Raw genomic sequence first — 23,933 nt, 5'->3', positions numbered from 1 at the left:
CGCGTCCTCTTCGAGATCCAACACACCTTGAAGTCGATCACGCGGTGGCCGTCCTCATACCCACGACACGCCGCCACATCACACACTGCTGCTGCCGTACTAGGCGTTTTCGGACGCGGTGGGGAGATCTGTGGCCGTTTTTCGGCGATGGCTCAGAACGGTGGCGGTTCGTGGCGAGGTCGCTGGCGGACGCGGTGTTGCCAGGGGCGAGATCTCCTTGGGGGCGGGCCGAGACGGTGTGGTCGGTTGTCGGCAACAGCTGCGCGACGACGAGGCGCAGCACCACGGACACGGCTACCGAGATCGTGTCTGGCCGACGCTCCCGTGGCCGATTTCCGGCAACGGCTCAGAACGGCGGTAGTTCGTCGACAAGGTCACTAACGGACGCTGCGCTGCTGGGCGCGAGATCTCCTTGCGGAGGACTACGCAGGGCCGAGACGGTGTAGCCGATTTCCGGCAACAGCTGCACGACAAAGAAGCCCAACGCGACCGAGATCGTGTCCGACCAACGCTCCCGTCGCCGATTTCCGGCAACAACCCAGAACAGCGGCGATCCGCCGAGAAGGTCACTAACGGATGCCGCGTTGCCAAACGCGAGACCTCCATGCGGAGGACTGCACAGGCCGAGGCGGTGTAGCCGATTTCCGGCAACAGCTGCACGACAAAGAAGCCCAACGCGACCGACATCGTGTCCGACCAAAGCTCCCGTCGCCGATTTCCGGCACCAACCCAGAACAGCGGCGATCCGTCACACTGGGGCGATGGCGTAGATCCGGCCAGGCTCGTCTCTGACGCGATGGTCGCGGCGGCATGAGGTCGACGGCGTCGCTATGGCCACCGAACCGTCACGGCAACGATGGATCGAGATCGCAGGCTCGCGCGACGCGGCGGCAACCGGGTCCCCGCACCCGGCACGAACTCGCTCGGCCCGGCAGTGGACCGCTACCGCGCCCGCCCGAGGTCGAGAGCCTGCCCTGATGACGCACCGCAGCACTGTGTCCGCACCCCGTCGCCGGGACACCGATCCCTGTGGATCGGCGTCCCGGCGATCGCGCCTAGGCTTCGGGGTTGTACTGCCAGCCGCTCCGGTAGCAGGTGTCCCAACCCGCGTCGTCCACGCAGACCACGACGCGGACCCGGCTGAGCTTCGTGCCCGAGTTGTACTTCAGGTTGTTCCAGTCGTGAGTGGTGCCGCATCCGCTCTCGTTCCAGCGGTACGGAGTCGGGTCGATGGTCCCCATGCCCAGGTCGGCCTCGAAGAACACGTAGACCGGGTTGCCGTCGCATTTCGTGTCCCGCACGGCCATGTTGATGTTCTTCATCCCACTGAACGTCCAGGTCCAGTTGGCCGATCCGTAGACCTCGCTCCCCGATCCGGTGGCCGCGCCCGTCGCCGCCGAGGCGGTGCCCGTGAACGCCAGCGTCGCCGCCGACGCCACCACGGTGGCCATGGCCGCTCGCCGCACGTTCCTGCTCAGAAAACCCTTCATATTCCCCTCCGATGTGATAGACAAAGGACGACTCCGGGGGGGGAGACGTCATGCTTCGTATTCACTTCACCGACCATGATCTGGCCCGCGTCTGTATCGCGGCCGCACCGGATCCGCTGTGGGAAACCGTTCTGGCCATGCAGAAACTCGCGCTCGACGGCATTCCCGCTTTCGCCCGCTGGCGGCGCCGGGTGCGAGAAGAACTGCGGATGCCCGACGTCAGGGCCGCGGTGCGTTTCCTGCAGGCGATCGCACCTCCGGCCCGGTACTTCCCGGACTTCCTCACCCCCGCCGAATCCGCGGACGGCCTGAAGGCGGGGCTGGCGGCACTCCGTGGGACATCGCCGGATCGGCTCGGGCGTGAGGTCGGGCTGATGGCACACCACCGCCGTCTGCCCAGCTGGACCCACGGGCTGGCGGCGGGCGCGGCGCTCGATCAGGTCGCCGAGGCACTCGAGATCGCCCACCACACCCTGATCACTCCACAATGGACAAACGTGCGGTCCCAGGTCGACACCGACCGGGCCTTGCGTTCACGCCTCGCCGGCGAAAGCGGAACCCTCGGCCTGCTCGACTCGCTCCGGCCCGCCTTCCGCTGGGAGGCACCGATCCTGACCGCGCGCTACCCCATCGATCGCGACCTCCACCTTCGCGGTCGCGGCCTCCGGCTCGTCCCTTCCTACTTCTGCTGGGACACTCCGGTCGCCCTCGCCGACGACGACCTTCCACCGGTCCTCGTCTTCCCGGTGTCCCACGAGCACGAACCCGCGCCTCTGCCGAAGCACCTGGCCGCCTTGCTCGGCCGGACTCGCGCCGCCGTCCTGCACGCGGTGGCGGGTTGTCCCGGCAGCGGCGAACTCGCCGACCGGCTCGGCATTTCGGCGGCCGCGGTTTCGCGGCACACCACGGTGCTCCGCGACGCCGGGCTCATCACCAGCCGCCGCCACGGAGCCGTCGTGCTGCACAACCTCACGCCGGTGGGCGCAGCGCTGCTGGGCTGAGCCTTCAGCGCACGATCCGCCACAACGTGCAGCTGTCGTCTCCCGCGTCGTCCTCACAAACCCGGAAGGACGTCACATCCGGGATCTTGGCGTTGCCGCAGCCGACCTTCGAACCATTGCTGTCGTGGATGGTCAGCTTCGTCCCGCCCTTCTGCTTGTATTCGGCGTAGACACCGTTGCCGTCCTGCTCCTCGTCGCAGACCCCGGCGAAATCGTCTTTGGAGTCGTACTGCGCGTAGTCGAGTTCCTGCCAGATGACGTAACTGGTATCCGCCTCCGCGGTCGAGACCCCCATTGCCAGCACCGAGATCATCACGCCACCGACGAACATCGCCTTCCTGAACATCGTTTCCCCTCCCCTTGGCCCTCTGCGGGCACGGGAACAGCCTGCCGCCCGTCCCCGCCGCCCGACGAGACTTTTGCGCCAGAGCGGAAACCCGCAGGCCGCCGACACCCCGAAAGAGAGCCGGTGGCCGAAAAGTGCCACATTCGGACTTCGGTTGAAAAACTCGGGAATTTCAGAACCCGGCGAACCCGACATGTGCGACCATCACGGACTGGAGGTCGTCCATGCGATCACGGGCACACATCACCTTCGAGACCGCGCTTCGAGCCGCGGTCGTCGACAGCGGTTTGACCCTGCACGCCCTTCAAAGCCGCCTCGCCCGCCGTGGCATCCAGGTCGCGATCGGCACCTTGAGCAACCGGCAGACCGGCCACAACCGCCCGGAACGACCTGAGTCCCTGCGGGCGGTAGCCGCGCTCGAAGAGCTGTTCACGCTGGCCCCCGGCGCCCTGACCACCTTGCTCGGCCCACGCCGCCCTCGCGGCAGGCTACCCGCCGGCGGCCTGGAGCACCTGCGGTTCGACGCCGTACCGGGCGGTCCGGCACTCGCGAAGATCATCAGTGAGATCTGCCCCGAAATACCGAACGACGTCAAGGTACTGCATACCGAAGAAGAGGTGGTCCTCGCGCCCGGACGGGTTTTGCGTGAGATCCGGACCCGGTTTCTCGCACAGGCGGGCATGGATGGCGTGGACCGGTGTTTCGCGGTGAATCTCGCCGACCGCGCACACGACCTCGACACGGTTCAGGTGAAAGCCATTCAGAATTGCCGCCCCGGCCGGGTCCGCGGGGACTATTCCCGCTGGCTCGTCGCCACCGAACTACTTCTCGACCAAGTCTTCAACACGGGCGAGACATTCCTGGTCGAGTACACGGCGGTCATTGACCAACCGATCGACGAAGACGAATACTTTCGCGCCTTCGGCAGGTCGGTCGGGCTCTATGTATTGCGCGTCCAGTTCACCCCTTCGGAACTTCCCGTCCGCTGCTATCAGTTCCAGACCACCCACGCGGGCCAGCCTCGCACGGAGCAGGAAGTCCACCTGTCGAACGCGCGCTTCGTCCTCACAGCGACCCAAAACCCCAAGCGTGGCGTCGCGGGCATCCGCCGGGAATGGGAATAGCCCGGCCCGGTCCCGCGGGGATACCGCGGAAACCGGGCCGGGTTCATCGAGTACTGCGCGGATCAGCGCAGGTGGCTGAACACGCCTTTGTCGCGGGGTGGCCGGCTCTCGATGAAGTCGTCGTTCGCGAGCCCTCTGATCCGGGCCGCCAGCGCGGCATTGTCGGCGGGCATGAGCGTGACCGATCCGTAGCTCCGCACGACGACGTACCGGCCATCGGCGCTATCCACAAAGGACAGTGGCCGGATGGCGGTCAGCGTGTTCCCGGCGACGCCCGATCGCGCCGCGGTCGCCTGGCCGGTCGCCCTCGCCCGCGACAGAACACGCAGGAGCCGCTCGGCGCTGTCAGGGGCCACCCCGTACCCGATCAAGGATCGCGTCCCGTCGCTGAGCAGTCCTGACCGCTGCCACATCCGGCCCGACCGGTTGAGGGCGAGTTCGGTCACGCGGAGCGGGCGCCCGCTGCCCGGCTGGACCTCGGGCAGCGCCTCCAGCATGCCTTCCGCCATCCTCGTCGCGTTCAGCCAGCCCAGTTCCACGGTCTCGTTGCGCACGATCACGCGCAACGCCCGTCCGGAGGGCTGGGGAAAGCAGCCGATCGCCATCCGTCCGTAGGCGTCGTCGTAGCGCAGCGACAGCACGAGGTCGCGGTCGTCCATCGCCCGCAAGGCCTGCACCAGATCGCCGTCGAGGTTGCCCGCGTCTCCGAGGCTGTTGGAGGTCAGCCATCGGTGTGCGCGATCAAGGCACTCTCGCCGCTCCTCGTCGTCGCGGCCATGGCGGCTCACCACGAGCGGGGACGGCATGGGTCCGAGGCCGAGCCGCTCCCACAGCACTTCGTAAACCAGCACGGGAAGGGTGGGAAGCGTCATCGTCACCAAGTTGCCGATCACCTCGACACCCCCGTCTGCCACGTACTCCGGCGATGGTTCATGTCGATCAGAATTGCAGACTCCAGGCCTCGATGTGACCCGTGTCGCGCCGCGAGACGTCGCTCGCCCGCAATCGCCAGATCCCGTTGGCCCGTTCGGCCGAAGCGTTGACCGTGTAGGTGGTGATCACGTCGGCCGCGGAATCCGTCGCGTCGGTGTTCTTCAGCCGGTGAGCCACGCCGGAGGGCGCGACCAGGTCGAGCACGACGTCACCGCGGTAGGTGTGCCTGACGTCCACGTTCACCCGCAGCGCGGCGGGCGCGTTGCCCGGCTGCCCGGTGACGGTGACCGGGCTGGTGACGGCGGTGCCGTTGTCGGGAATGGGCACGTTGCCGGTGTTCTCGAACCGGCCTCCGGAGGGCGGCGTGGTCGTCGGCGGGGCACCGGTGAAGTTGAGGACGAAGTCGTAGGTGCCCACCCGGCCGCCACCGGCGTTGCTCATCCGCATCAGGAGCCGGGGGTCGTAGATGGTGTCCCTGCCGTTGCCCGGTTCGCCGGGAAAGTAGAGCTGGGTGGTGAGGATGGGCCGGTTGGGCGCCTGCACTTTGACGTGCAGGTGCCGCGTACGGCCAGGGTAGAGACCCGGCACGATGGTGCTCAGCGTGAACTTGCCCGCGTTGTCCGTGTAGAAGTGCCCGCGCAGCCGGTATCCCCGGTTGTCGTAGTTGCCGCCGTTGTCGGCTTGCCACCAGTCCATCAGCGCGTTCGCCACCGGAGTGCAGTTCCGGTTGTAGACGAAGCCGATGACCCGCAGCCGGGTGCCCGCCATTCCGGGCTCCACCAGTTCCGAGCGTTCGGGCGAGCCGGGAGTGAAGTACGGGCCTTCCGTCTGTGCCACGGTCGGCTGGTCGCCGTCGTGGCATTCCGGGGTGGCAGGCAGCAGACCGTCATCGGCAGAACCTTCTTGTGCCGCGCTCACCCCGATTCCCGCGGCCAGCAGGAGCGGGACCGGGGCCGCCATGGCCGTCATCTTCAGCATCTTCTTGCGGGTGATCTCGCCGTCCGTCGCGCCGGCGTCTGCTCGGTCGTCGTTTTCGATGCTCATCGGGGCTCCTGGTTTCGTGGTGGTGGCGGCAAGCTGTTTCGGCGCGGCCGGGAGATCTCAGCGGGTGAACGTCTTCAAGAGGCCTTCACGACCTGACATCGAGCCCTCCCCGCCCCCGGAATGTCCCCAACGCCACATTGGCCCACCAGAACGGAGGAACAGGGGCGACTCAGGGGTGTTCGGCGGACTTCGACCTCAGTCCGTCAGTGTCCGGACGACCATTCGGTCGCGACTTCCCGCGCGGGCGGGAACACCGCCTCGCCGTTGGCGAAGCTGCGGTTGCCGGTGTCCGCCTCGGCGGCGCTCGGATTCACGTTGCGACAGCTCGTGGCCGATGGTGGCGCGCGAGCCACCTCCGGTGCCGACCGTGATCGTGACGTTCCCGCGTCCGCTCACCTGCACCATCCGGATGTTGGGCACAGGGGAGTTCCAGATCTCGGTGGCTTGAGGGACGTAGGAGGCGTATTCCGCCCCGCCGCTGACGGTGACTGTCCGCACCGCCGCGGCCGGGGAATCCGCGACCGGCACCGCGGGCGCGGCGACAGCGACCGCGGACGTGGCGGTCAAAGGCATGACGACCATGGCGGTGCCTAAGGCCGCCGTAGCGAGCTTTCTGAAGAGCACGGAGATCTCCGATCCCTTGTGGATTGACAACACAGCGGCGAGGGGCAGAACCGCACTCGTGGCTGGGATTCACCACGCTATCGAGGCGACCGCCCAGGGTGAACCACGATTCGAGCACTGTGCGTATTCGATGAACCGCCCGGCGTCAACCGTTTTCCGGGCACCATTTCGACGGCTCGTCGAATTCGCATCTCTGAAAGAACTCTGAATTTCCCGAGTGGACCATCGGTGGAGCTACTCCACTCGGGCTAACCAGGGTTGGCGAACGCCAGCCGGGTGCGATTTGTACGAATCGTGTACGCGCTTGAAGAATTTTCGATCGGACCGCGCAACTCCGACGAAGGCGAGCGCTCATGTCCGAGCAGGTGCACCCGGATCTCCTCCGATCCACGTTCTCCCGACGTTCACTGCTGCGCACCGGTGGCGGTCTCGCCGCGACGACGGCGCTGCTCGGCACCGGCGCGATGTTCGCCGGACCGGCTTCGGCCGTACTCACCGCGGTGCCGTCGTCCCAGCGGTTCAACCTCACCGAGCCGTCCTACGACGAGTTCCGCAGCAAGATCCTGCACGAGTCGCACCACGTGATGCAGGGTTTCGCCTTCGACAACCAGAACGTGCGCATCTTCATCGTGAACGCCCGCAACGGCGGGACCGGGGACGATCTGTGCATCACCCAGGTCAACTTCTCCGGTGAGATCCAGGGCTCGATGCATCTCAACAACGCCGGGCACGGTGTGTCGATCGGTGTCGAACCGGTGGGCACCGACTCCTACATCTGGATGGAATGCGACTCGAACGGGCCCACCGGTGACGGTCGCGGGACGGCGCTGGCCAGGTTCAAGTTCGTCAACGGTGGCACGCCATCGGTGAAGAAGTTCCTCACCGGCAGCGACACGATCACCTGTGCCACCGATCCGGTCAACAAACGGATGGCGGTTCGCCGCAAGGAAGGCGGCAAGATGTTCATCAGCGTCTACCCGCTCGCTTCCGCCGCCGCCGGGAACTTCAGCGCGCCGCTGGCGCACTTCCCGCAGCCCGCGCTGGCCGAGAACACGGTGACCTTCCAGGGGTACACCATCTACGGCCAGTATCTGTACACATTGGACGGTACGGGCCACGAGAACCCCGCCGACATCAACTCCTACGTCACCTGCATCGACATGAACACCGGCAAGGTGAAGAGCCGCGCGCTGACCAAGGCGGGGAAGTCGCTCGTGTACCGCGAGCCGGAGGGCCTCGGGATCTACCGGAGCCTGGCCGGGGAGACCCGGCTGTACATGGGTTTCGGATCGCGCAGCAGCATGGGCGATGTCAACCGCTACGCGAACCTGTTCTACAAGAACGTCCTCATCGACTGAGACCAGGCAGCCCCCCGCTACTTCGAGGGCGACCGGGCCATCCGGGCCCGCAAGGCCTCGGCGGCTTGCCACGCCTCGTCGATCGGCACGATCCACTCCTCCTGGAGATCGATCTCCCGGTCGTCCACCCGGATGCGCAGGGCGGGCCCGGCGCCGGGCGTGACGGTGTACGCCAGGCCGATTTCGACCTCCTCGCCGCCGGGCAGGTCGATGACCTCGATCTCGGCGATGCCCGGGAACGGGACCGAGGCGTCGTGGTCGTCGTCGAGAGCGCGGCGGACCTCGCGCCGGATCCGCACGGCGACCTCGTCCTGGCGGATCAGGAACCAGCCGTCGGCCTCGTCCCGGAGCGCGAAGGACAGCTCGGCCGTCGCTCCGACGAGGGCATCCTTGGGCGCGGCCAGCACCGAGGCCGACGCGCTCCGCACGGCGAGCCAGGGCACGAGCGAGAGCACGACCACCACCGCGATGGCGATGAGCAGCCGGTTCTCCGCGTCACGCCAGGTCAGCACCGCGACCGCGCCATAGACCCCGGCCACGACCCCGCTGATCGCCGCGACCCGGTTCCAGCGCACGGGCGAGTTCCGCCGGACGTACCCGAACAGGAGCAGGATCAGCGCGAACGCGAGCAACCCCAGCACCGGCAGGATCGAGCCCCTGCTGCGTGGCCCCACGAACGAAACGGCACACAGCGCCACCAACATGATCGGGCCCAGCGACATCGCGATCAGGTACTTGCGCCGGGCACGCGCGAACGCCAGTTCGCTGTCGGGCGCGGATGGTGTGGTCATGCTGTTTCTCCCCCGTGGCCGCGTAACGCCGCGTGACGCTACCAGGGTGGACTCAACCTCGGCCCGCGGTTCAGAGCGCCGTACCGACGTCACCGACATGCGAGACGCCGTGATCGCCGCATCGGTTCTGGACCTCGCCGAGGAGCACCTTCAGCAGTGAGGCGAGCTGGGCCCGTTGCTCTTCGCTCAGCCCGGAAACCAGTTCGAGTTCCCGTTCGAGCACCCGATCGACGGTCTGCTCCACCAAGGCGTGCCCGGCCGAGGTCAGCCTCGCCGGCTCCCTGGTCGTCAGCGAGTACGGCGGCGAGCTGCGCCGGAGCATGCTGAGCAGGTCCAGGGTGGCCGAATCGACGTCGGAGTCGTGGAGGACGCGACGGCGATCCTCACCGAACAACTTGGCCAGCTGCCACATCCGGGTCACGATGCCGATGGACTCGGTCGACGTGCCGGGCACCCGACCAGGTAAGGCTAAAGGTCCGCTTTCAGCGTCGCGTTGGCGTCCTTGACCAGCACCATCACGTCCTGATGGAGATCCCACGCGGCCTCGTCGTACCCGGCGAGGCGCAGGTCGGGCGCCTCCAGCGCGCGTTGCACCGCCCACCCGGGCGAGCTGAGCGAAATGCCGTACCCGTCATTGCCCGCGTAGTCGTTGTAGCCGAAACCGCAGGCCTTGTACGCGGCCAGCACGCGATCGGTGGCACGCGCGTCCAGCCCGTAGTCCTTGCCCGCCTCGGCCCGCATCGCCATCCGGCGGCCGTGCGTGGTGACCACCGCGACACCACCGGGAGCCAGCGCACGCGAGAAGTACCGCAGCAGGGGACCCCAATTCGGGGCATCGAGATGCGTCAGCACCGAACCACACCACAGCAGATCCACCCCGGTGACCTGCTCGATGCGATCGACGTCCGCCGCACCGGCCACCGCCCGCGCCCCGAACGCCTCGGCACAACTGGCCAGCGCCGCCGGGTCCATGTCGCACGCGATCAACTCGGCCGACGGGAAGGCGGCCCGCAGCGAGCGCATCACCCGGCCGTAACCACACCCGAAATCCAGAAGCCGCTTGGGCTCCGGCCGTCCGGTGACCTGCAGCGCGGCGAGCACCGCACGCAACGCGTCCCTGGACACACTCATGTAGTGCCCGAGGTTGTTGCCGGCGAACATGCTGTCGCCGTCGGCGATCCTCGTGCTCACTCCCGCCATGATGCCCGCGACGGTGTCGTCCAGCGTCTCGCTCATCCGCTCCCCTGATAGATCGGTCTCCGGGCCCCGGCCGTCAGTGCCCTTCCGGCTCGGAGCCGATGCGGTACTGCACGGAGCGGCCGTCCGCGTCCCGCACCGGGACCTGTTTGCCTTCGGCGTCCACGATCTTGCCATCGACGATCTTGTCGCCGTTCTCCAGCTGGGAGAAGGCCTTGAGGTCGGAGTAGTCGATCACCCGGCTCGCCGTCGCGAACACCGACGGATCACTGCCCGCCTTGCCCGGCTTCAGATGGTTGAACACCAGGTTCAGCACGACGGCCGTGAGCGCGGCGGCGCTGATCCCCGAATGGAAGATCGTGCCGACCCACGAGGGGAAATGGTGGTAGAAGTCCGGCACCGCGATCGGGACCATGCCCAGCCCGACCGAAGTCGCGACGATGACCAGGTTCAGGTTCCCGTCGTAGTCCACTTTGGACAGTGTCTTGACGCCGGACGCCGCGACCGTGCCGAACAGCACGAGACCGGCGCCGCCCAGGACCGGGTACGGGATCGCGGCGACCACCCGGCCGAGGACCGGGAGCATGCCGAGGACGAGCAGGACCACACCACCGGCGGTCACCACGAACCTGCTCCTGACCCCGGTGATCGCGACCAGGCCGACGTTCTGGGCGAACGCGCTCTGGGTGAACCCGTTGAAGACCGGCGCGATCGCCGAGGACGCCATGTCGGCGCGCAGGCCGTCGCCGATCCGGCGCCTGCCGACCCGCGTGCCGACGATCTCCCCCACCGCGAGGAGGTCGGCCGTGGTCTCGGTGAGGGTCACCAGCACGACGATGGACATCGACACGATCGCGGCGATGTCGAAGGTCGGCGCACCGAAGCTGAACGGAGTCGGCAGCGCGAAGATCGGGCCGTCCCAGACCTTGGAGAAGTCGGCCTTGCCGAGCACGGCCGCCAGTCCGGTGCCCACCACGATCGACAGGAGGATCGAGAGCCGGGAGATCGCCGGGACGGCGACCTTGCTGAGCACCAGCACGATCATCAGGGTCATCGCGGCCAGCCCGATGGTGGAGACCGAGCCGAAGTCCGGCGACTTGTCGTTGTTGCCCATCGCCCATTTGGCCGCGACCGGCATCAGGCTGAGCCCGATCACCGTGATCACCGTCCCGGTGACGACCGGCGGGAAGTACTTCACCAGCCGGGAGAACACCGGCGTGACGAGCAGGCCCAGCAGCGAGGAGGCGATCACCGCGCCGAACACCGCGGGCAGCCCGCCGTCGGCCACGATCGCGGTCATCGTCGCCACCCCGGCGAAGGAAGTGCCCTGGACCAGCGGCAGCCGGGAGCCGAAGAAGGGCACGCCGTACGACTGCAGGATCGTCGCGAGCCCGCCGATGAACAGGCACGACGCGACCAGCACCCCGATCTCGGCGGGTGAGACGCCCGCGGCGCCGCCGATGATCAACGGCGGCGCGATGATCCCGCCGTACATCGTCAGGACGTGCTGGATGCCGTAGGTGAAACTCTTGCCGACCCCGAGCCGTTCGTCCTCGGGCCCGCCCCTCGCGGCCGCTGCGTCCTGCGTCCTCTTCACCATGGATCCGCCTCCCGGTAGAAGCGAGCGATGCCGGGCAATTTCAGTCTGCGGAGGCTAGCTTCCACATAGCAGAATTAGCAAGGACGAATCTGGAGACACAGCCCGGGGCGCGGACGTGCGGGGTGTGCCGCACGGCGCGGCGGGCGGCAGGCTAGTTTGCCCGTGTGAGTCTCCTCGATGACGTGGCCGAACGTGACGGATGGCGATGCTGGGTGTGCGACGAACCTGTCGACCCCGACATGTCGGTGAACGACCCGCGCGGGCCCAGCGTCGACAGCCGGACAGCCGACCGGAAGGCCAAGATCGCCGAGCGGCTCGCGCACCGCGGGTGCAACACCCGCAAGGGCGCGGTCAAGGTCGTCATCGCCTGGCCGGACCGCTTGCACGTGGTCGAACCCGCGCCGCTGATCACCGTCGCCGGACGGCTGGAACGCAAGGGCGGCCGCGAAATGGTGGCCCGCTGCCCGACCAGGCCGGACGCCCAGGAGGCGGCGGACTGGCTGGTGGACCGGTTCTCCCGGCTGGTACCTGGCCTGCCGGTGACCGCAGCCGTCGAACCCGGCGGCGGCCAGTTCCTCGTCATCCTGGCCGCCGGCCGCCGGAAGTAACGCATTCAGCGGACGAAATGCGAGAGAAGACGGTTCCGACCCTGGCGTTTCATCGGTATTTCATCGGCGCTCATTAGCGTTCGGCGGGGAATACGACAGTGGGGAGAAACCGATGAGAAAAGCCGGAGCACGTTTACTCGCGACCGCCGTCCTGTCCATCGTCACCCTGACCAGCGCGATCGCCGGCGCGGGGGCCGCGCAGGCGGCACCCGCCCGGGCGGATGGCGCGTGCGGGCCGGTCATGTTCGTCGTGCCGGGATACCGGGACGGCGGGGCCCAGAAACTCCTGGACCCGGCGCTCGCGCCGGGTGGCGCCGACCCGGTGCGCATCCCGTATCCGAACAGCGAAGCGGACATCAACCTCTACACCGACGTCGACGCCGGCGTCGCCAACCTCAGAACCGCGCTCTACAACCTCTATGTCACCTACGGCTGCGATCTCGACACCAAGGTGTACATCGTCGGGTTCAGCCTCGGCGCCCTCGTCGCGGGCACCGTGCTGGAGACCGAGCCGCCCGGACGGAACGTCCAGGGGGTGCTGTTCGCCGACGGCAGGCGGCAGCCCGGCGAGTCGAACTGGCCGGGTGACCCCGGCGGACTGATCGGGCACCTGCCCGTCCCCGGGCCCGGCGGCGTCGGTTTCCGGCCGCTGGACTCGTTCCGCTACCCGACGCTGAGCCTGTGCAACGGCCCCAATTCGGGCGGTGGCGCGGACTTGATCTGCTTCGGCGGCACCAATCTGGACAGCTACTTCAGCTCGCACCCCTTCTACAGCTTCGAAGTGGGCAACGAGCTGAACATCCACGGCGAAGGCCCGTACCCGAACAACCTGCGCAACCGCGTCATCCCGTAACCCGGCGCCGGTGCGCCGGCAGGGCACGCTCTGCCGGCGCACTCAGCCAGCTGCTCAATCAGCGAGGTTGCGTGGCCCTCCGAGGTCCTGCCCGTGGGGACAGGACGGTCCGGACCTTCGGGCAACTCTTCGCCGCACAGCCCTCTCGAAGCAACCCGATTCCGGTCCCGGCGTCTTCCGGACACAGCTTCGACAAAGGTCGCGAGAGGGGCGCCGAAATGAAATTCACCGCGAAGAAGACAATCAAAATGGCCATCGTGGGCGGGGCTGTCGCCGCCACCGCACTCCTTTCCGCGTGCAGCGGAAACAATGTGGCGGGAATCGGTTCTCCCGTGAAGAACGCGGCGGAGACGGCGTTCGCCGAGCAGGTGCCGGAAGGCGGTGGCCAGGGGGCGGCCACCGGCGGTTCCGGGGCCGGTGCCGCGTCGAACGGCGACGTCAACTGCAGTCTGCACGGCGGCCAGGTCGGCGCGCCGGGACGGCAGCGGATGGACCTGATCGCGGTGGCCGCCACCGACGGCACCACGCCGGGCTGCACCGAGGCGTACAACGTGATCACCGAGTACTTCCAGAAGCTGCCGCAGGCCGAAGGCCCCGGCGAGCGGGTGCTCGACGTCCAGGGCCGCTGGACCTGCGCCCGCCAGGCGGATGCCGCGGGCAGCCAGGGCGCCGTGGTCTGCGGCGTGCCCAACGACTCCCTGCAGCTGGAGACCCGGCCCGCGGGCGGCACCGGGAAGGCACCCGACCAGCAGGTCCGCAAGTTCCCGAACAGCACCCAGTCGGTGCAGTTCACCGGCTACGACGCCGGGGTGCGGATGGTCCGCTTCCAGCTGATCACCCGCCAGGGCACCGAGACCGCGCCGGTCGACGGCAGGACCTACCGGCTCCCGCTGCAGAAGGGCGGCAAGGTGTTCAGCGCGGCCACCCTGTGCCCCGCCGAATCGGTCACCATCGACGACCAGGGCTACGGAAACCGGCCGTGCGGCCAGGAACAGCTGATCCAGCAGCTGAAGGACGGCAACCCCGTGCTCGCGCAGATCAGCGTGAACGGCGACGACCGGATCGCCACGGTCAAGGAGATCTACCACCCCTGAGCCGGGGAAACCACGAGCAGGCAGCCGGAATTCCTCCCGACTGCCTGCTCACTCTCGGTTCGCTCACTTGGTCACTTGAGGTGATCCTTTCCCCGGAGCTCCCGAACGACGACAGCCCAGGCCTACCCTGAAACCAGTCACACCGGCGTCGACCTTCCTCAACGGTGGCAACAACTCGCCGTCACCCAGCGGGTCGTGCTGCTGCTGATCGGCCGCGACCTCGTCGCCGGGGACACCGCGCTCGACCGCGACGGCGCGTTGCCCGCGCGAGTGACCCCCCGCCTCGCGGGATCCGGATCACTGGCCGCCGGAATCGTCGCGTTCCGCTCCGGAAACCGCCATCAGCCGCCAGCCGCCCGCCGCCCGCGCTGTCGCCGTCACCAGGTGACGGGAAATTCCCGCGCCGTATAGAAAATCGCGTTCTCGTCGTACACGAGCTCATTCGGCGGGGTCGCCGGTTTCAGGGTCGGTACGCGCCGGAAAAGCGTGCTGAAGACGACCTGGAGCTCCACTCTGGCAAGCGGGGCACCCAAGCACAGGTGCCTGCCGTAGCCGAAAGCGAGATGGTGGCGGGCGTCGCGTCGGACGTCGAGCGCGTCGGGCTCCGGAAAGGCGGAGTGGTCCCGGTTGGCGGTGCTCTTCACCGCGATGATGCCGTCGCCTGCCCGGATGCGCCTTCCGCCGATCTCCAGGTCTTCCCGCGCGACACGGCGGGCTTCGGTGTGGGTGATGGACAAGTAGCGCAGGAGTTCTTCCACCGCACCGGCCACCACCGCCGGATCGTCGCCGTCCCGGAGCACGCGGAGCTGATCGGGGTGGGTCAGGAGCGCGATCGTGCCCAGCGTGATCATGCCCGCGATGGTGTCGTGCCCGGCCACCAGGAGAAGCTGCCCGAGCGTGGCGATCTCGCGGGAGGTCATCGCGCCGGTCCGGAACCGCTCGACGGCCAGCATGCTGAACAGGTCGTCACCGGGCCGGGCGTCCTTCCGTGCCACCAGGTCTTCCAGATAGGCGTTCAGCTGCTCGCCCGCCGCGAGGGCCTGTCCGGGGTCGCTTTCGTCCATGACGAGCGTGCGCGCGACTTCCTGGAAGAAGGCGCGGTCGGCGTAAGGCACGCCGAGCAGTTCGCAGATCACCCGCGAGGGGACCGGCAGCGCGAAGGCCTCGATCAGATCCACGGGCCGGGGGCCGGCGAGCAGTTCGCCGAGGAGGTCGTCGACGATCAGCTGGATCCGGGGCCGCAGAGCCGCCATCTTCTTGACGGTGAATTCCGGCGTCAGCAACCGTCGCTGGACGGTGTGATCCGGCGCGTCCATCTGCATCAGCGTTTTCATCCGCGTATCGCGGGTCTTGCTCACCGCGTTGGTGTGCGGGAACCCGGGCTGGGTGGCATCGACGCTGACGCGCGGGTCGGCCAGCACCGCGCGCACGTCCTCGTGACGCGTGATCAGCCACGGCGTACTGCCGTCCCACAGCCGCACGCGCGACACCGGATCGCCTTCGGCCAGCCGGGTCAGTTCCGGCGCCGGATCGAGCGGGCGATCCGCCGCGCGGGCCATCGGAAACGACAGCGTCGCCGTTTTGTCGTCGGTCATCGAATCTCCTCGTCTCGGCCGTTCCTGTCTCGTGCGCAGCATGCCGGTGCCGCAGACCTCGGTAATCGGACAAAAGGGATGTGATCTGTGTCATATTCTTGCGCAGGGAGGCGGGCGGACTTGTCGTTCGCGGGCGGGTCGGGTTGGCCGTGAGTGGCGTTTCGGGTTAGAACGGACCGGTATTTGTCTACCTACTGCTGACCTGCACGAAGGTGGCGATCGGGTGCCCGGCACAAGCTCCACCTCACACCGAGACAAAGCAGGGTGCTGCCGACGAAAGGTCAGGAACGTCCTTCAACAACAAGACCAAGTGTGGAGGATTCAGGACATCCAACGTCCCGAATCCTCCACACTCGACCGCCTGCCACACCAGTGGGTAGCTAAAGGAAGGTCCGTTAGAGCCCGAAACGCCATTCACGACCATCCGGACCGACGCCTCGCTGCCACGCTGATGTCGCGCACCCGACACGTTTGCTCTATCTCCCAAGAGAAGGTGCACCATGGACAGCGAGGGGGCCGACTTGCCGCAAGGGACAGACCAGGGAAATCCGTCTCCCCGGGACATCGTGCGCGCCTGCCTGATCGAGTCCGCGACACGCCGCACGATCACCGAGGACACCTCGACGTCGATCGAGTTCTTCACCGGGCTTTTGCGGACAGCACAGGAGAACGGGGACGTGGCCGCCGACCGCGATCCGGTCCACGAGGCGCATCTGCTGTGGAGCATGACCGGTTCTCCACAGGCGTCGGCCGCCCTCGACTATCACCTGGACCGTTTGTTCCGGCCACGCCCGAAAATCGCCGTCGTGGTGGTGGACTGCCCGGACCCGCGGGCCCTCGCCCCCTTCTACGAGGCGCTCCTGGGCGTGAGCCGGACCAGGGACGGCGCGGACCACGTGCGCCTCGCGCTGGGCGGCGACCAGCCGGAACTCGCCCTCCATCGCACCGATCGCCACGTCCGTCCGGACTGGAAGTCCGGCGAGCCCGCACAACAGGTACACCTGGATCTGCTCGTGGCCGACTTGGACGAAGCGGAGCGGGAAGTACTCGCCCTCGGAGGACTCCTCCTCGACGGTTCCGACAAGCCCATCGGCTACCGCGTGTACGCCGATCCGGTCGGGCATCCGTTCTGCTTGGTCACCCCCGAAGGGCTGGGCTGACCGACCGCCACGTCGTCAGCCGAGCCCGAGTACGCCCCGCAGAACCCGGCGGAGTTCGTCCCGGTGCCCGACGTTCACGAGATGTGTCAACGGGGAACGTGCGACGAAGGTGACCCACGGGTCTCCCGGGCCGGTCCGCGCGTCGGTGATCCTGTCGGCGGCGCGGCCCGTCCCGCCCAGGACGACGATCGGGATGCCGCGGAGAAGGCTGTGCGCGACGTCGCCGAGCGTCACCTCTCCCCCGTTGACGACGAGCGTGGCCACGGGCGCTTCGTTCGCGATCACGCCGGCCACGTCGAACAGCCAAGGCGATTCGTCGCCCCATTTCTCGCCCGGCACCGACACCAGATGCGTGTGATGCGGTTCCAGGACCGCCGAGCCCAAAGTCCCTTGGGCGGCCACTCCGACAAGCGGGAATTCCGCGCGCAGGGCGGCTCGGGCCAGGCCCAGCGCGCGCATCACCCCGGCATCGGTACCGCCGTCGACGACCGCGATCCCCGCCGCGGCCACGAACGGGATCACGACTTCCCGAAGCACCGCGTCACTCGTTTCGCGGTGCGCCTCGGACATCCCGGAGGCGCCGCCCACGACCACCAAGACCCCGGCGCCACCGGGGAAACCGGCTTGCCCCAGCACTTCGGGCAAGCCGGCGAGGCTGTCCACGGAAACGTGGTCCACGCTCTCGCATCCTACCGGCCCGGTCACCATTCGATGCCGAGCGCGGCCACCCGCCGCCGCTGGAGATCGGTCGCGATGGAGGTGCCCTCCGAGAGAGTCCGCAGCACCGACACCGCCGCTTCGGCCGCGGCGCGGCGATCCGTTTCGTCGCTGTCGGACCGGAACAGGAGTTCGGCGTGCCGCAGCCGCGCCTCGGCCACCGCGGGCCGGAACCGGCCCGGTGACGCCCTGGCCACCCGGTCGAAGAGTTCCACCGCCCGATGCGATTCGTCGAGGGCTTCCCGGACGCGGTCCGTCTCGGCCAGCCTCGCGGAGTGACACTCGTGGGCACTCGCCAGCAGGTGCTGATGCGCCCACGGGTTCACCTCCGTCAGCTGACGGCAGTGCTTCACCGCCTTCTCGGCCTGGGCCAGTGCCTCGGTGTGGGCGCCGGAGGCGGCCAGGGCGTCACTGAGCACCGGCAGCGCCGCGGCGAGATCGGGCCGGTAGTTCAGGTCGTTGTCCACCAGGCGGGTCAGGATGTCGACGGCTCTGCGCGCGTCGGCGAGCGCCGGTGCGCCGTGGTCGCCGCGGATCTCGATCTTCCGGGCGGCCAGGTTGGCGAGTGCGGTCCCCGAATTGACCCCGACCGTCGACTCCTTGAGCTCCCGCACGCGCCGCTCGGCCTCCGCGGCGAGTTCGTAGGCTTTCCGGGTTTCGCCGAGTTCTCCGTGGATCCGGCTGCAGGTGATGAGCGCTTCGCACAGGGCGTCGGCGTGTTTCACCGCCTTGGCGGCGTACTGCCATCGGTAGCCCTCCACGGCTTGCGTCACGGCGGCTTGCGCGGCCCGCAGGTACCCGGCGCGATGCTGGGCGACGCCGAGCCGCAGCTGGAGCGCCGGGTCGGTGCGCGCCGTCCGCCGGAGCGCGTTGTTCACCAGGAGGGTTTCGAGCCGGAGGATGGCCTGATCGAGGCTGACGTCGCAGGCCGAGGGCGCGGGCAGCGCCGAGCGGATCCGGTCGAGCAGGGCGAGATCCATGACTTCGTCCTCGGCGAGCCCGACGACCGCGCCCAGGCCCTCCCCGCCGTGACGGCAGGCGAAGCCCGGGTCTTCCTGCAGCAACGGTTTCACCCAGCCGAGATAGAACGGGTACGAGTCCGTCGAGAGCCGGGCGAGCATCACCAGGGCGTTGGCCATCGCGGTGCTCATGCCGTCGTTCCGCTCGCCCGTGGCGGGCAGCCTGCTCAGCAGGCCCGCCGCCCAGGCCGCGTCCGGCTCGCCGAGCTCCGCGTGGCTCCCGCTCAGCGAGTGCTGGACGAGCGCGTCGGCCAGCTGCGGCGGGCCGGGGCGGGGAAGGAACCCGTTCTCACCGGGATAGAACGAGCGATACCGGTCGGAGAGCGCGGTCCACTCGGCCGGTTCCCGGATGAGTCCGTGGTCGAGCGCGAGCTTCTGCGCCACCTGGTGCGTGCAGGGTCCGACCAGTGCCGTGACGAAGCACAGCCGGGAGAGGACGGCATCGGTCTCGCCCGGGGTCTCCCCCCGCCGGTACCGCGCCTCGTGGTCGAGTACCGCGACGACCGCCCGCCGGGCGTCGGGCAGTGTCCCGGCCGACGGGGCGAGCACGGCGGCGACCGCGATCAACGGGACTTCCGCGACGGAGAGCTTGCTGACGGCCGGTCTCGCCGGAGCAGGCCGAGGCGCGTCGGGAAGCTCCTCCCGCATGACGTCGAGACAGCGCGCGAACACCATCTCCGGGGTCGGGTCGAGGACGTCCCTCGTGGCGATGACCTTGCGCGTCGCGTAGACCCGCCGCTGGGCCCACCGGGTGTGGCATTCCTGCCACCACGCGCCCGCGGTGGGGGCCATGGTGAGCACGCGGAGCGGTCCCGAGGCGGCCCGCTGGAGCACGTCGACCAGGCCGACCAGGTGCTGCGGATGCCACGTGTCGGCGCGGTCCACCACGACGAGGATGCCGTGCGGGCCGCCGGGCAGCTGTTCGATCAGCGACGGCGCGGTTTCGGGGTCCTGCCGCGCGCGGAAGACCGTCCAGTCCGCGGCTTCGCATTCGGCGGCGAACCGGTCGGCGAGCTGGATGCGGGTCGCGTGGTCTCCCCCGCTCAGCAACATGACCGCGGCGGCCATGGTCCCCTGCTGCCACGTCCGCAGTTCCTGGTGGACGTACGGCCGGGACGTCGCCGCCCGCAGCGCCCGGTTCAGCAGGACCGAGGGCTGCCCGCGGCGCGGGGCGGGGCTGTCGCGGTAGCTGACGGGCTGGAGCCAGTAAGAGCCGCCACGCCCTTCGGCCACCGCGATGGTCACCAGCACCGGGGAGGCCTGCACGGTCGTGCCGACCGGCCGGGGGACCTCGAAGCAGTCGCCGTCGACGGTGTGGACGACGACCTCGCGGCCCGCCGACCGATGCCGCCGGGGCGGACCGCCGCTCACGTCGTACCACCGGCCGGGAAGGCCCGGCGAACTGATCTTCAGCATCAAGGGGGTGACGTCGTGCGCTTCGATGCAGAGGGTGGCGCCCTCCACGGTCCCCCCGACCAGCAGGTCGTCACCGTCCCAGCGCAGGGCGATCCGCCGGTCCGGGAACTCGCGGGCCACCGGTCCGAGCAGGGTCCGCACCCGGCGGCCCGCCAGTTCCGCGCCGCTGTCGTCCGCAAGCAGGTCGGCCGACAGCAGGTCTTCGACACAGGGTGCGGGAATCACGTCGTACGGGCGTTTGGCTTTCGCCATCAGCGTGAGATGCCACGCCTCTTCGCGTTCGAGGAGCGGCGCGGGCAGCCTGCGGCGGGCTTCGATCACCCAGTCCGCGAGCGGGTCGTTCTCCCCGTCCGCCAGGGACCGCAGGGGCCGGTAGAGCATCTTCGCCGCCCGGTTCAGCCCGGTGGCCGAGTCCGAGAAAGCCAGCCAGGTGACGCTTTCCTCCAGCCGCAGCGCGGAGGGCAGCGAGCGGTGCACCGCCGCGACGACCCCGCGGAGACGGCGGATCGGGTCACCCGCGGCCGCCCGGCTCAGGCGGCCCGCCAGCGCCTCGCGCAGGCCGGGCAACAGTTCCTCGGCCAGCAGCACCGTGTCCGGCTGCCGCCTGCCGATCCAGGCGCTGAACCAGAAGTCGGCCTCCGCCCCCACGTCGAGCGACGTCAGCACGCCCAGCCGGACGGCGCGGACGAGTTCCGGTTCGATCGTGGCCGCGATGCTCAGGGCGACCGCGAGTTCCACGTCGCCGGGCCAAGGTTCTTCCTCGAGCGCCTCGTCGAGAAGCTCCGTGAGCTCGGTCATCGCGTGCCCGCGCCGACGACACCGCGCACGGCGGCCGCGGTCGTCGTGCGGTCCCAGGACAGGGTGGGCATGAGCCGGGTCAGCCAGCCCGGGATCCGGTTCTCCGGGAAAGGCAGCAGTGCCACGGGGGAAACGTCCCGCTCGCGCCACCGGTCGACGAGCCGGCGCCAGGCCCGGCGATCGCAGAAGGCATGCGAGAGGGTGTCGAACCCCGAGACGACCAAGACCCGCGTTCCCGGCGGGCAGCGGAGTTCGAGGGCCGGATCGGGGAGGCTGGCGAAGAACCACGTCACCGCCGTGGTCCGGCCGGTGAGCGCCCGGACGGCGGCGATCAGCTCGGTCTGATCCCGCTGGAACGGTGCCATCGCTTCTCCCCTGTCGAGCAGCAGCCGGACACCGAATCGCGTGGTGGGCACGGGACGGCGCGGGAGCGCGCCGACCGGCCGGTTGGCGCAGATCCGGTCGATCAGCGCGGGGAGATCGATGTCCCCGCAGCGTTCGGGCCTGCTCAGCGCGGCCTGGAGGATGTCGCGCGCGGTGCGCTGGGCGAGCAGGGGTTCGTGCGGCAGTGAGGTGGGAGGCGGCTCGTATCCGGGCTGCTGGAGCCAGATCGCGTCGTGCCAGGGCGGCGGCTGATCGCCGAGATCCCGGTAGGTCGTGCGCAGCCTGGCCATATATCCCTGCGAGCCGGTGGCTTCCGGTGCGGCGACGGTGTGGTTCGCGTCCCGCGCGGGAACCTGCGTGGGTTCGGAGCCTTCGGACCGGGCACCGGAGGGGGAACCGCCGGGGACCGGACAGGTCGCCGCGTCCGCGGCGGCGTCCTCCCGGTCTCCCCGCGACGGATCGGACGCGGGGCCGGAGGTGGGCAGGCCCAGGAGTTCCTTGATCCCGGCCACGTCGGCGGCTTCCGGGGCGAGAAGACGCACCGCGCGGACGAAGTCGCCCCACCAGACCTCGCTCATCGGGGTTCGCCGGCGGGCTTGTCCGGATCCTTGTCGAAGATCATGCCGATCAGTCCGGTGAAATCGTCGCGGACATCGTCCGGCAGCCGGACGCAGGCGCGGACGGCGTCGAGGAATTCGGCCGTGCTCGGGGCCCGCCGGTGCTTGACCTTGGCCGCGGCCTTCGCCGCGGCCAGCCGGTCGAGCAGCAGGCCGATCAGCTCCTCCGGCGCCCGCACCAGACCGTCACGCACGAGGTGCCGCTCGACGATCCGGCGGAGGTCGGCCTCGTCGTGTCCTGGCAGGCGATGCACCACACAACGGCGTTCGAAGGCCGGCGGCAGATCGCGTTCCCGGTTCGACGTGACGACGATGATGCTCCGGGCCTCGCCGCGTTCGGTCACTTCGAGGCCGCCCGTCACGTCGGACACCGTGAACCTGCGGTCGGCGAGTGGCGACAGCAGACCGTTGGGCAGGTCGGGATCGGCCTTGTCGATCTCGTCGATCAGCAGCACGGCGGGCCGGTCCCGGTGGGTCTCGTTCCAGTCCCGCACCGGTTCCTCGGCGCGTTTGATCCCCAGCGCGGACTTCCGGTCGAACGCCCACCAGAACACGCCCGGCACGACGTAGTCGCTGTCGGGCGGGAGAGCGGCCTGGCCGCCACGGGCCTGGGCGTCGCCCAGTCTGCGGACGCTGTCGAACGACCACAGGAGATCCCGCGCCTGGGTGCGGGCGGTCGTCACGTGTTCGTAGTAGCGGTACCCCTCCGTCGCGGCGATGTACCGGGCCAGGCTCGACTTCCCGGAACCGGGATCGCCGTACAGCAGCAATGGCCGTTCGGTGGCTTGAGCGACCCTGACGGCGAGCCGCAGCCGGGGCGACGGCAGATAACGCAGGCCCGCCTCGCTCAGGGAGTTTTCGGTCAGGTGGCCGGTCATCGGACTCCCCGCTTCTTCAGGTCGCTCTCGATACGGATCATCGTGGACTCGGCTTCCTTCTGCCGCTGCACCGGAACCAGCGGGATCGGGAGGTACCGGGCGCCCAGCCGGGCCGAAAGACCGGCGTCGAGCGGCAACTTCGTGCTCAACGCCAGGACGACGATGACCTTCCGGCACCGGTTGTGGATCTCCCGGACGGCGTCGATGGTGGGGTGCAGGGAATCCGCCACCGTCAGGACGTACTGGGGCTCGTCCTGCTCGCATTCGGTCCCGGCCCCGTGCACACAGGCCAGTTTCATCGCCGGGCTGTCCCCTTCTTCGTCGTCGAAATCCAGGAACAGCCGGGCGACCTGGGCCGCGATCGCGTTCCGCCCGCCGTTGGCGATCGGGTCGAACTCGACGAAGTGGTACCCGCTGCGGCAGTGGAACGCGCGGGCGAGGTAGTCCTTGGCCAGCTGTTTGCGCGTGGAGTTCTTGTGGCTCGTGATCGCCGGGATCCGCGGCGAATCCCCCGTCACCCGGAGTTCGACGGCCTCGTCGAAGGTGAGCCAGGTCGGCGCGATGATCGCGACGAGCCTGCGGTCCGGCACTTCGGCCAGGCTCAGCTTGGAGACCGCGGCCGCCACCTGCTTGCTGAGCTGCGCGCGGATCAGGAGTTCCGCCAGCCGTTCCCGGGTCTGTAACCGGACTGCGCCGGTGGTGTGCACCTCGGCGAGTTCCGGGAAATGGAGCCCGATCAGCTCGTCGGCTTCGCGGTCGTTCATGGTGAACAAGCCGGCGAGTTCTTTGATGGTCCGGTATTCCTCCCGGCTCCCGGTGTCGAGCGAGGGCAGCTGACCCGCGATCCACGTCAGGGCGGCGCTGACGCTCTCGCTGATTTTCCCGTCTTCTTCGCTTTCCTGGACTTCCAGGACCTGGAAGTCCAGGAGGTCGCTGAAATGGCGGTAGTCGGGATTTTCGTCCAGCTCTCGCTTGGTGATCCCGATCAACACGGCGAAGATCTCCTTGTGCTGCGCGGAGGCCCTGAGCCAGTTGTATTCACGAGCGGGCCATTCCTTGACGACGGCCTTCGCGTCGAGGAGCAGTACCCCGAAGTCGGCCGCCCTCAGCCAGTATTCGATCTCGGGCCGCCATTCGGTGCCGGCACCGATCGACTTGTCGGTCCAGACGGTGTAGTTCGGGCCGAACGCTCCTTCGAGATCGCGGAGAAGGCGTGCGGCCACGCCCTTGGTCTTGCCCGCGCTGTGACTGACGAAGATCCGCCAGAGTGATTCGTGGTTCATGGT

The 23,933-nt window shown here is 68.7% G+C and carries 23 protein-coding genes; 8 read left to right on the top strand and 15 right to left on the bottom strand.

The annotated features are described in order from the left end of the window. Positions 1–1,055 precede the first annotated feature (1,055 nt). Positions 1,056–1,490, bottom strand: coding sequence for a hypothetical protein (locus tag ACFOSH_RS28295; RefSeq protein WP_378242110.1), 435 nt, complete (start codon positions 1,488–1,490; stop codon positions 1,056–1,058). Between the two features lie 50 nt (positions 1,491–1,540). Between ACFOSH_RS28295 and ACFOSH_RS28290 the strand changes: the two genes are divergently transcribed. Beyond that, positions 1,541–2,491 (top strand): ArsR/SmtB family transcription factor, encoded by a 951-nt coding sequence (locus tag ACFOSH_RS28290; protein WP_378242109.1) that lies wholly within the window; start codon positions 1,541–1,543, stop codon positions 2,489–2,491. A gap of 4 nt (positions 2,492–2,495) precedes the next feature. On the opposite strand, the gene ACFOSH_RS28285 is transcribed toward ACFOSH_RS28290, so the two are convergent. Next, the gene (locus ACFOSH_RS28285) at positions 2,496–2,837 is read right to left on the bottom strand and encodes a hypothetical protein (protein ID WP_378242108.1); all 342 of its coding nucleotides are present in this window, start codon (positions 2,835–2,837) and stop codon (positions 2,496–2,498) included. Positions 2,838–3,124: 287 nt separating this feature from the next. Here ACFOSH_RS28285 and ACFOSH_RS28280 point away from each other — a divergent pair, with 287 nt between their 5' ends. Continuing rightward, the gene (locus ACFOSH_RS28280; protein WP_378242107.1) at positions 3,125–3,961 is read left to right on the top strand and encodes a hypothetical protein; all 837 of its coding nucleotides are present in this window, start codon (positions 3,125–3,127) and stop codon (positions 3,959–3,961) included. Between the two features lie 62 nt (positions 3,962–4,023). On the opposite strand, the gene ACFOSH_RS28275 is transcribed toward ACFOSH_RS28280, so the two are convergent. The 3 genes from ACFOSH_RS28275 to ACFOSH_RS28265 all read right to left on the bottom strand — a co-directional run bounded on the left by ACFOSH_RS28275 (position 4,024) and on the right by ACFOSH_RS28265 (position 6,511). After that, the gene (locus ACFOSH_RS28275) at positions 4,024–4,833 is read right to left on the bottom strand and encodes an ESX secretion-associated protein EspG (RefSeq protein ID WP_378242106.1); all 810 of its coding nucleotides are present in this window, start codon (positions 4,831–4,833) and stop codon (positions 4,024–4,026) included. 67 nt (positions 4,834–4,900) lie between these two features. Next, entirely contained in the window at positions 4,901–5,938 is a 1,038-nt protein-coding gene (locus tag ACFOSH_RS28270; RefSeq protein WP_378242105.1) for a proprotein convertase P-domain-containing protein, read from the bottom strand. 195 nt (positions 5,939–6,133) lie between these two features. After that, positions 6,134–6,511 carry a hypothetical protein gene (locus tag ACFOSH_RS28265; RefSeq protein WP_378242104.1) on the bottom strand — a complete coding sequence of 126 codons (378 nt, stop codon included), beginning with the start codon at positions 6,509–6,511 and terminating at the stop codon, positions 6,134–6,136. Positions 6,512–6,915: 404 nt separating this feature from the next. Between ACFOSH_RS28265 and ACFOSH_RS28260 the strand changes: the two genes are divergently transcribed. Further along, positions 6,916–7,920, top strand: coding sequence for a phage baseplate protein (locus tag ACFOSH_RS28260; protein ID WP_378242103.1), 1,005 nt, complete (start codon positions 6,916–6,918; stop codon positions 7,918–7,920). A 17-nt stretch (positions 7,921–7,937) separates the two neighbouring features. On the opposite strand, the gene ACFOSH_RS28255 is transcribed toward ACFOSH_RS28260, so the two are convergent. The 4 genes from ACFOSH_RS28255 to ACFOSH_RS28240 form a co-directional block, all read right to left on the bottom strand. Further along, positions 7,938–8,711: a hypothetical protein gene (locus tag ACFOSH_RS28255; RefSeq protein ID WP_378242102.1), complete on the bottom strand. Its 774-nt coding sequence runs from the start codon at positions 8,709–8,711 to the stop codon at positions 7,938–7,940. A 70-nt stretch (positions 8,712–8,781) separates the two neighbouring features. After that, positions 8,782–9,165, bottom strand: coding sequence for a hypothetical protein (locus tag ACFOSH_RS28250; protein WP_378242101.1), 384 nt, complete (start codon positions 9,163–9,165; stop codon positions 8,782–8,784). A 14-nt stretch (positions 9,166–9,179) separates the two neighbouring features. Beyond that, entirely contained in the window at positions 9,180–9,947 is a 768-nt protein-coding gene (locus tag ACFOSH_RS28245) for a class I SAM-dependent methyltransferase (RefSeq protein ID WP_378242100.1), read from the bottom strand. Between the two features lie 37 nt (positions 9,948–9,984). Further along, positions 9,985–11,508 carry a nucleobase:cation symporter-2 family protein gene (locus ACFOSH_RS28240; RefSeq protein ID WP_378242099.1) on the bottom strand — a complete coding sequence of 508 codons (1,524 nt, stop codon included), beginning with the start codon at positions 11,506–11,508 and terminating at the stop codon, positions 9,985–9,987. A 164-nt stretch (positions 11,509–11,672) separates the two neighbouring features. Here ACFOSH_RS28240 and ACFOSH_RS28235 point away from each other — a divergent pair, with 164 nt between their 5' ends. From ACFOSH_RS28235 to ACFOSH_RS28220, 4 genes are all read left to right on the top strand, one after another. Continuing rightward, complete coding sequence (locus ACFOSH_RS28235; protein WP_378242098.1) at positions 11,673–12,116, top strand: hypothetical protein; 444 nt, start codon at positions 11,673–11,675, stop codon at positions 12,114–12,116. Between the two features lie 112 nt (positions 12,117–12,228). Further along, entirely contained in the window at positions 12,229–12,969 is a 741-nt protein-coding gene (locus ACFOSH_RS28230; protein WP_378242097.1) for a hypothetical protein, read from the top strand. A 218-nt stretch (positions 12,970–13,187) separates the two neighbouring features. Beyond that, entirely contained in the window at positions 13,188–14,063 is an 876-nt protein-coding gene (locus ACFOSH_RS28225) for a hypothetical protein (protein ID WP_378242096.1), read from the top strand. 195 nt (positions 14,064–14,258) lie between these two features. Then, positions 14,259–14,474 (top strand): hypothetical protein, encoded by a 216-nt coding sequence (locus tag ACFOSH_RS28220; protein ID WP_378242095.1) that lies wholly within the window; start codon positions 14,259–14,261, stop codon positions 14,472–14,474. On the opposite strand, the gene ACFOSH_RS28215 is transcribed toward ACFOSH_RS28220, so the two are convergent. After that, complete coding sequence (locus ACFOSH_RS28215) at positions 14,441–15,658, bottom strand: cytochrome P450 (protein ID WP_378242094.1); 1,218 nt, start codon at positions 15,656–15,658, stop codon at positions 14,441–14,443. The two genes, ACFOSH_RS28220 and ACFOSH_RS28215, sit on opposite strands and share 34 nt — an antisense overlap. Before the next feature lie 500 nt (positions 15,659–16,158). Between ACFOSH_RS28215 and ACFOSH_RS28210 the strand changes: the two genes are divergently transcribed. Beyond that, complete coding sequence (locus ACFOSH_RS28210; protein ID WP_378242093.1) at positions 16,159–16,818, top strand: VOC family protein; 660 nt, start codon at positions 16,159–16,161, stop codon at positions 16,816–16,818. Positions 16,819–16,833: 15 nt separating this feature from the next. Here ACFOSH_RS28210 and ACFOSH_RS28205 read toward each other — a convergent pair whose 3' ends face one another. Genes ACFOSH_RS28205 through ACFOSH_RS28185 form a run of 5 tightly spaced genes read right to left on the bottom strand, consistent with a single transcriptional unit; the run spans position 16,834 to position 23,930 of the window. After that, positions 16,834–17,496: a hypothetical protein gene (locus ACFOSH_RS28205; protein ID WP_378242092.1), complete on the bottom strand. Its 663-nt coding sequence runs from the start codon at positions 17,494–17,496 to the stop codon at positions 16,834–16,836. A 23-nt stretch (positions 17,497–17,519) separates the two neighbouring features. Then, positions 17,520–20,768, bottom strand: a complete 3,249-nt coding sequence (locus ACFOSH_RS28200; protein ID WP_378242091.1) for a hypothetical protein — start codon at positions 20,766–20,768, stop codon at positions 17,520–17,522. Next, the gene (locus tag ACFOSH_RS28195; protein WP_378242090.1) at positions 20,765–21,730 is read right to left on the bottom strand and encodes a hypothetical protein; all 966 of its coding nucleotides are present in this window, start codon (positions 21,728–21,730) and stop codon (positions 20,765–20,767) included. Before ACFOSH_RS28195 ends, ACFOSH_RS28200 begins: the two co-directional genes overlap by 4 nt. Next, entirely contained in the window at positions 21,727–22,647 is a 921-nt protein-coding gene (locus ACFOSH_RS28190) for an AAA family ATPase (RefSeq protein ID WP_378242089.1), read from the bottom strand. Before ACFOSH_RS28190 ends, ACFOSH_RS28195 begins: the two co-directional genes overlap by 4 nt. Further along, complete coding sequence (locus tag ACFOSH_RS28185; RefSeq protein WP_378242088.1) at positions 22,644–23,930, bottom strand: toll/interleukin-1 receptor domain-containing protein; 1,287 nt, start codon at positions 23,928–23,930, stop codon at positions 22,644–22,646. Before ACFOSH_RS28185 ends, ACFOSH_RS28190 begins: the two co-directional genes overlap by 4 nt. Positions 23,931–23,933 lie beyond the last annotated feature (3 nt).

It is taken from the genome of Amycolatopsis speibonae (genome assembly GCF_042647925.1).
GTDB lineage: Bacteria > Actinomycetota > Actinomycetes > Mycobacteriales > Pseudonocardiaceae > Amycolatopsis > Amycolatopsis speibonae.
This window is presented reverse-complemented; position numbering and strand designations above follow the sequence as displayed.

Bases quoted from the DNA above. Each gene is read 5' to 3' on its own strand.
- ACFOSH_RS28295 (WP_378242110.1), bottom strand. From the start codon at position 1,490: ATGAAGGGTTTTCTGAGCAGGAACGTGCGGCGAGCGGCCATGGCCACC.
- ACFOSH_RS28290 (WP_378242109.1), top strand. From the start codon at position 1,541: ATGCTTCGTATTCACTTCACCGACCATGATCTGGCCCGCGTCTGTATC.
- ACFOSH_RS28285 (WP_378242108.1), bottom strand. From the start codon at position 2,837: ATGTTCAGGAAGGCGATGTTCGTCGGTGGCGTGATGATCTCGGTGCTG.
- ACFOSH_RS28275 (WP_378242106.1), bottom strand. From the start codon at position 4,833: ATGACGCTTCCCACCCTTCCCGTGCTGGTTTACGAAGTGCTGTGGGAG.
- ACFOSH_RS28270 (WP_378242105.1), bottom strand. From the start codon at position 5,938: ATGAGCATCGAAAACGACGACCGAGCAGACGCCGGCGCGACGGACGGC.
- ACFOSH_RS28265 (WP_378242104.1), bottom strand. From the start codon at position 6,511: ATGCCTTTGACCGCCACGTCCGCGGTCGCTGTCGCCGCGCCCGCGGTG.
- ACFOSH_RS28260 (WP_378242103.1), top strand. From the start codon at position 6,916: ATGTCCGAGCAGGTGCACCCGGATCTCCTCCGATCCACGTTCTCCCGA.
- ACFOSH_RS28255 (WP_378242102.1), bottom strand. From the start codon at position 8,711: ATGACCACACCATCCGCGCCCGACAGCGAACTGGCGTTCGCGCGTGCC.
- ACFOSH_RS28245 (WP_378242100.1), bottom strand. From the start codon at position 9,947: ATGAGCGAGACGCTGGACGACACCGTCGCGGGCATCATGGCGGGAGTG.
- ACFOSH_RS28240 (WP_378242099.1), bottom strand. From the start codon at position 11,508: ATGGTGAAGAGGACGCAGGACGCAGCGGCCGCGAGGGGCGGGCCCGAG.
- ACFOSH_RS28230 (WP_378242097.1), top strand. From the start codon at position 12,229: ATGAGAAAAGCCGGAGCACGTTTACTCGCGACCGCCGTCCTGTCCATC.
- ACFOSH_RS28225 (WP_378242096.1), top strand. From the start codon at position 13,188: ATGAAATTCACCGCGAAGAAGACAATCAAAATGGCCATCGTGGGCGGG.
- ACFOSH_RS28215 (WP_378242094.1), bottom strand. From the start codon at position 15,658: ATGACCGACGACAAAACGGCGACGCTGTCGTTTCCGATGGCCCGCGCG.
- ACFOSH_RS28210 (WP_378242093.1), top strand. From the start codon at position 16,159: ATGGACAGCGAGGGGGCCGACTTGCCGCAAGGGACAGACCAGGGAAAT.
- ACFOSH_RS28200 (WP_378242091.1), bottom strand. From the start codon at position 20,768: ATGACCGAGCTCACGGAGCTTCTCGACGAGGCGCTCGAGGAAGAACCT.
- ACFOSH_RS28195 (WP_378242090.1), bottom strand. From the start codon at position 21,730: ATGAGCGAGGTCTGGTGGGGCGACTTCGTCCGCGCGGTGCGTCTTCTC.
- ACFOSH_RS28190 (WP_378242089.1), bottom strand. From the start codon at position 22,647: ATGACCGGCCACCTGACCGAAAACTCCCTGAGCGAGGCGGGCCTGCGT.
- ACFOSH_RS28185 (WP_378242088.1), bottom strand. From the start codon at position 23,930: ATGAACCACGAATCACTCTGGCGGATCTTCGTCAGTCACAGCGCGGGC.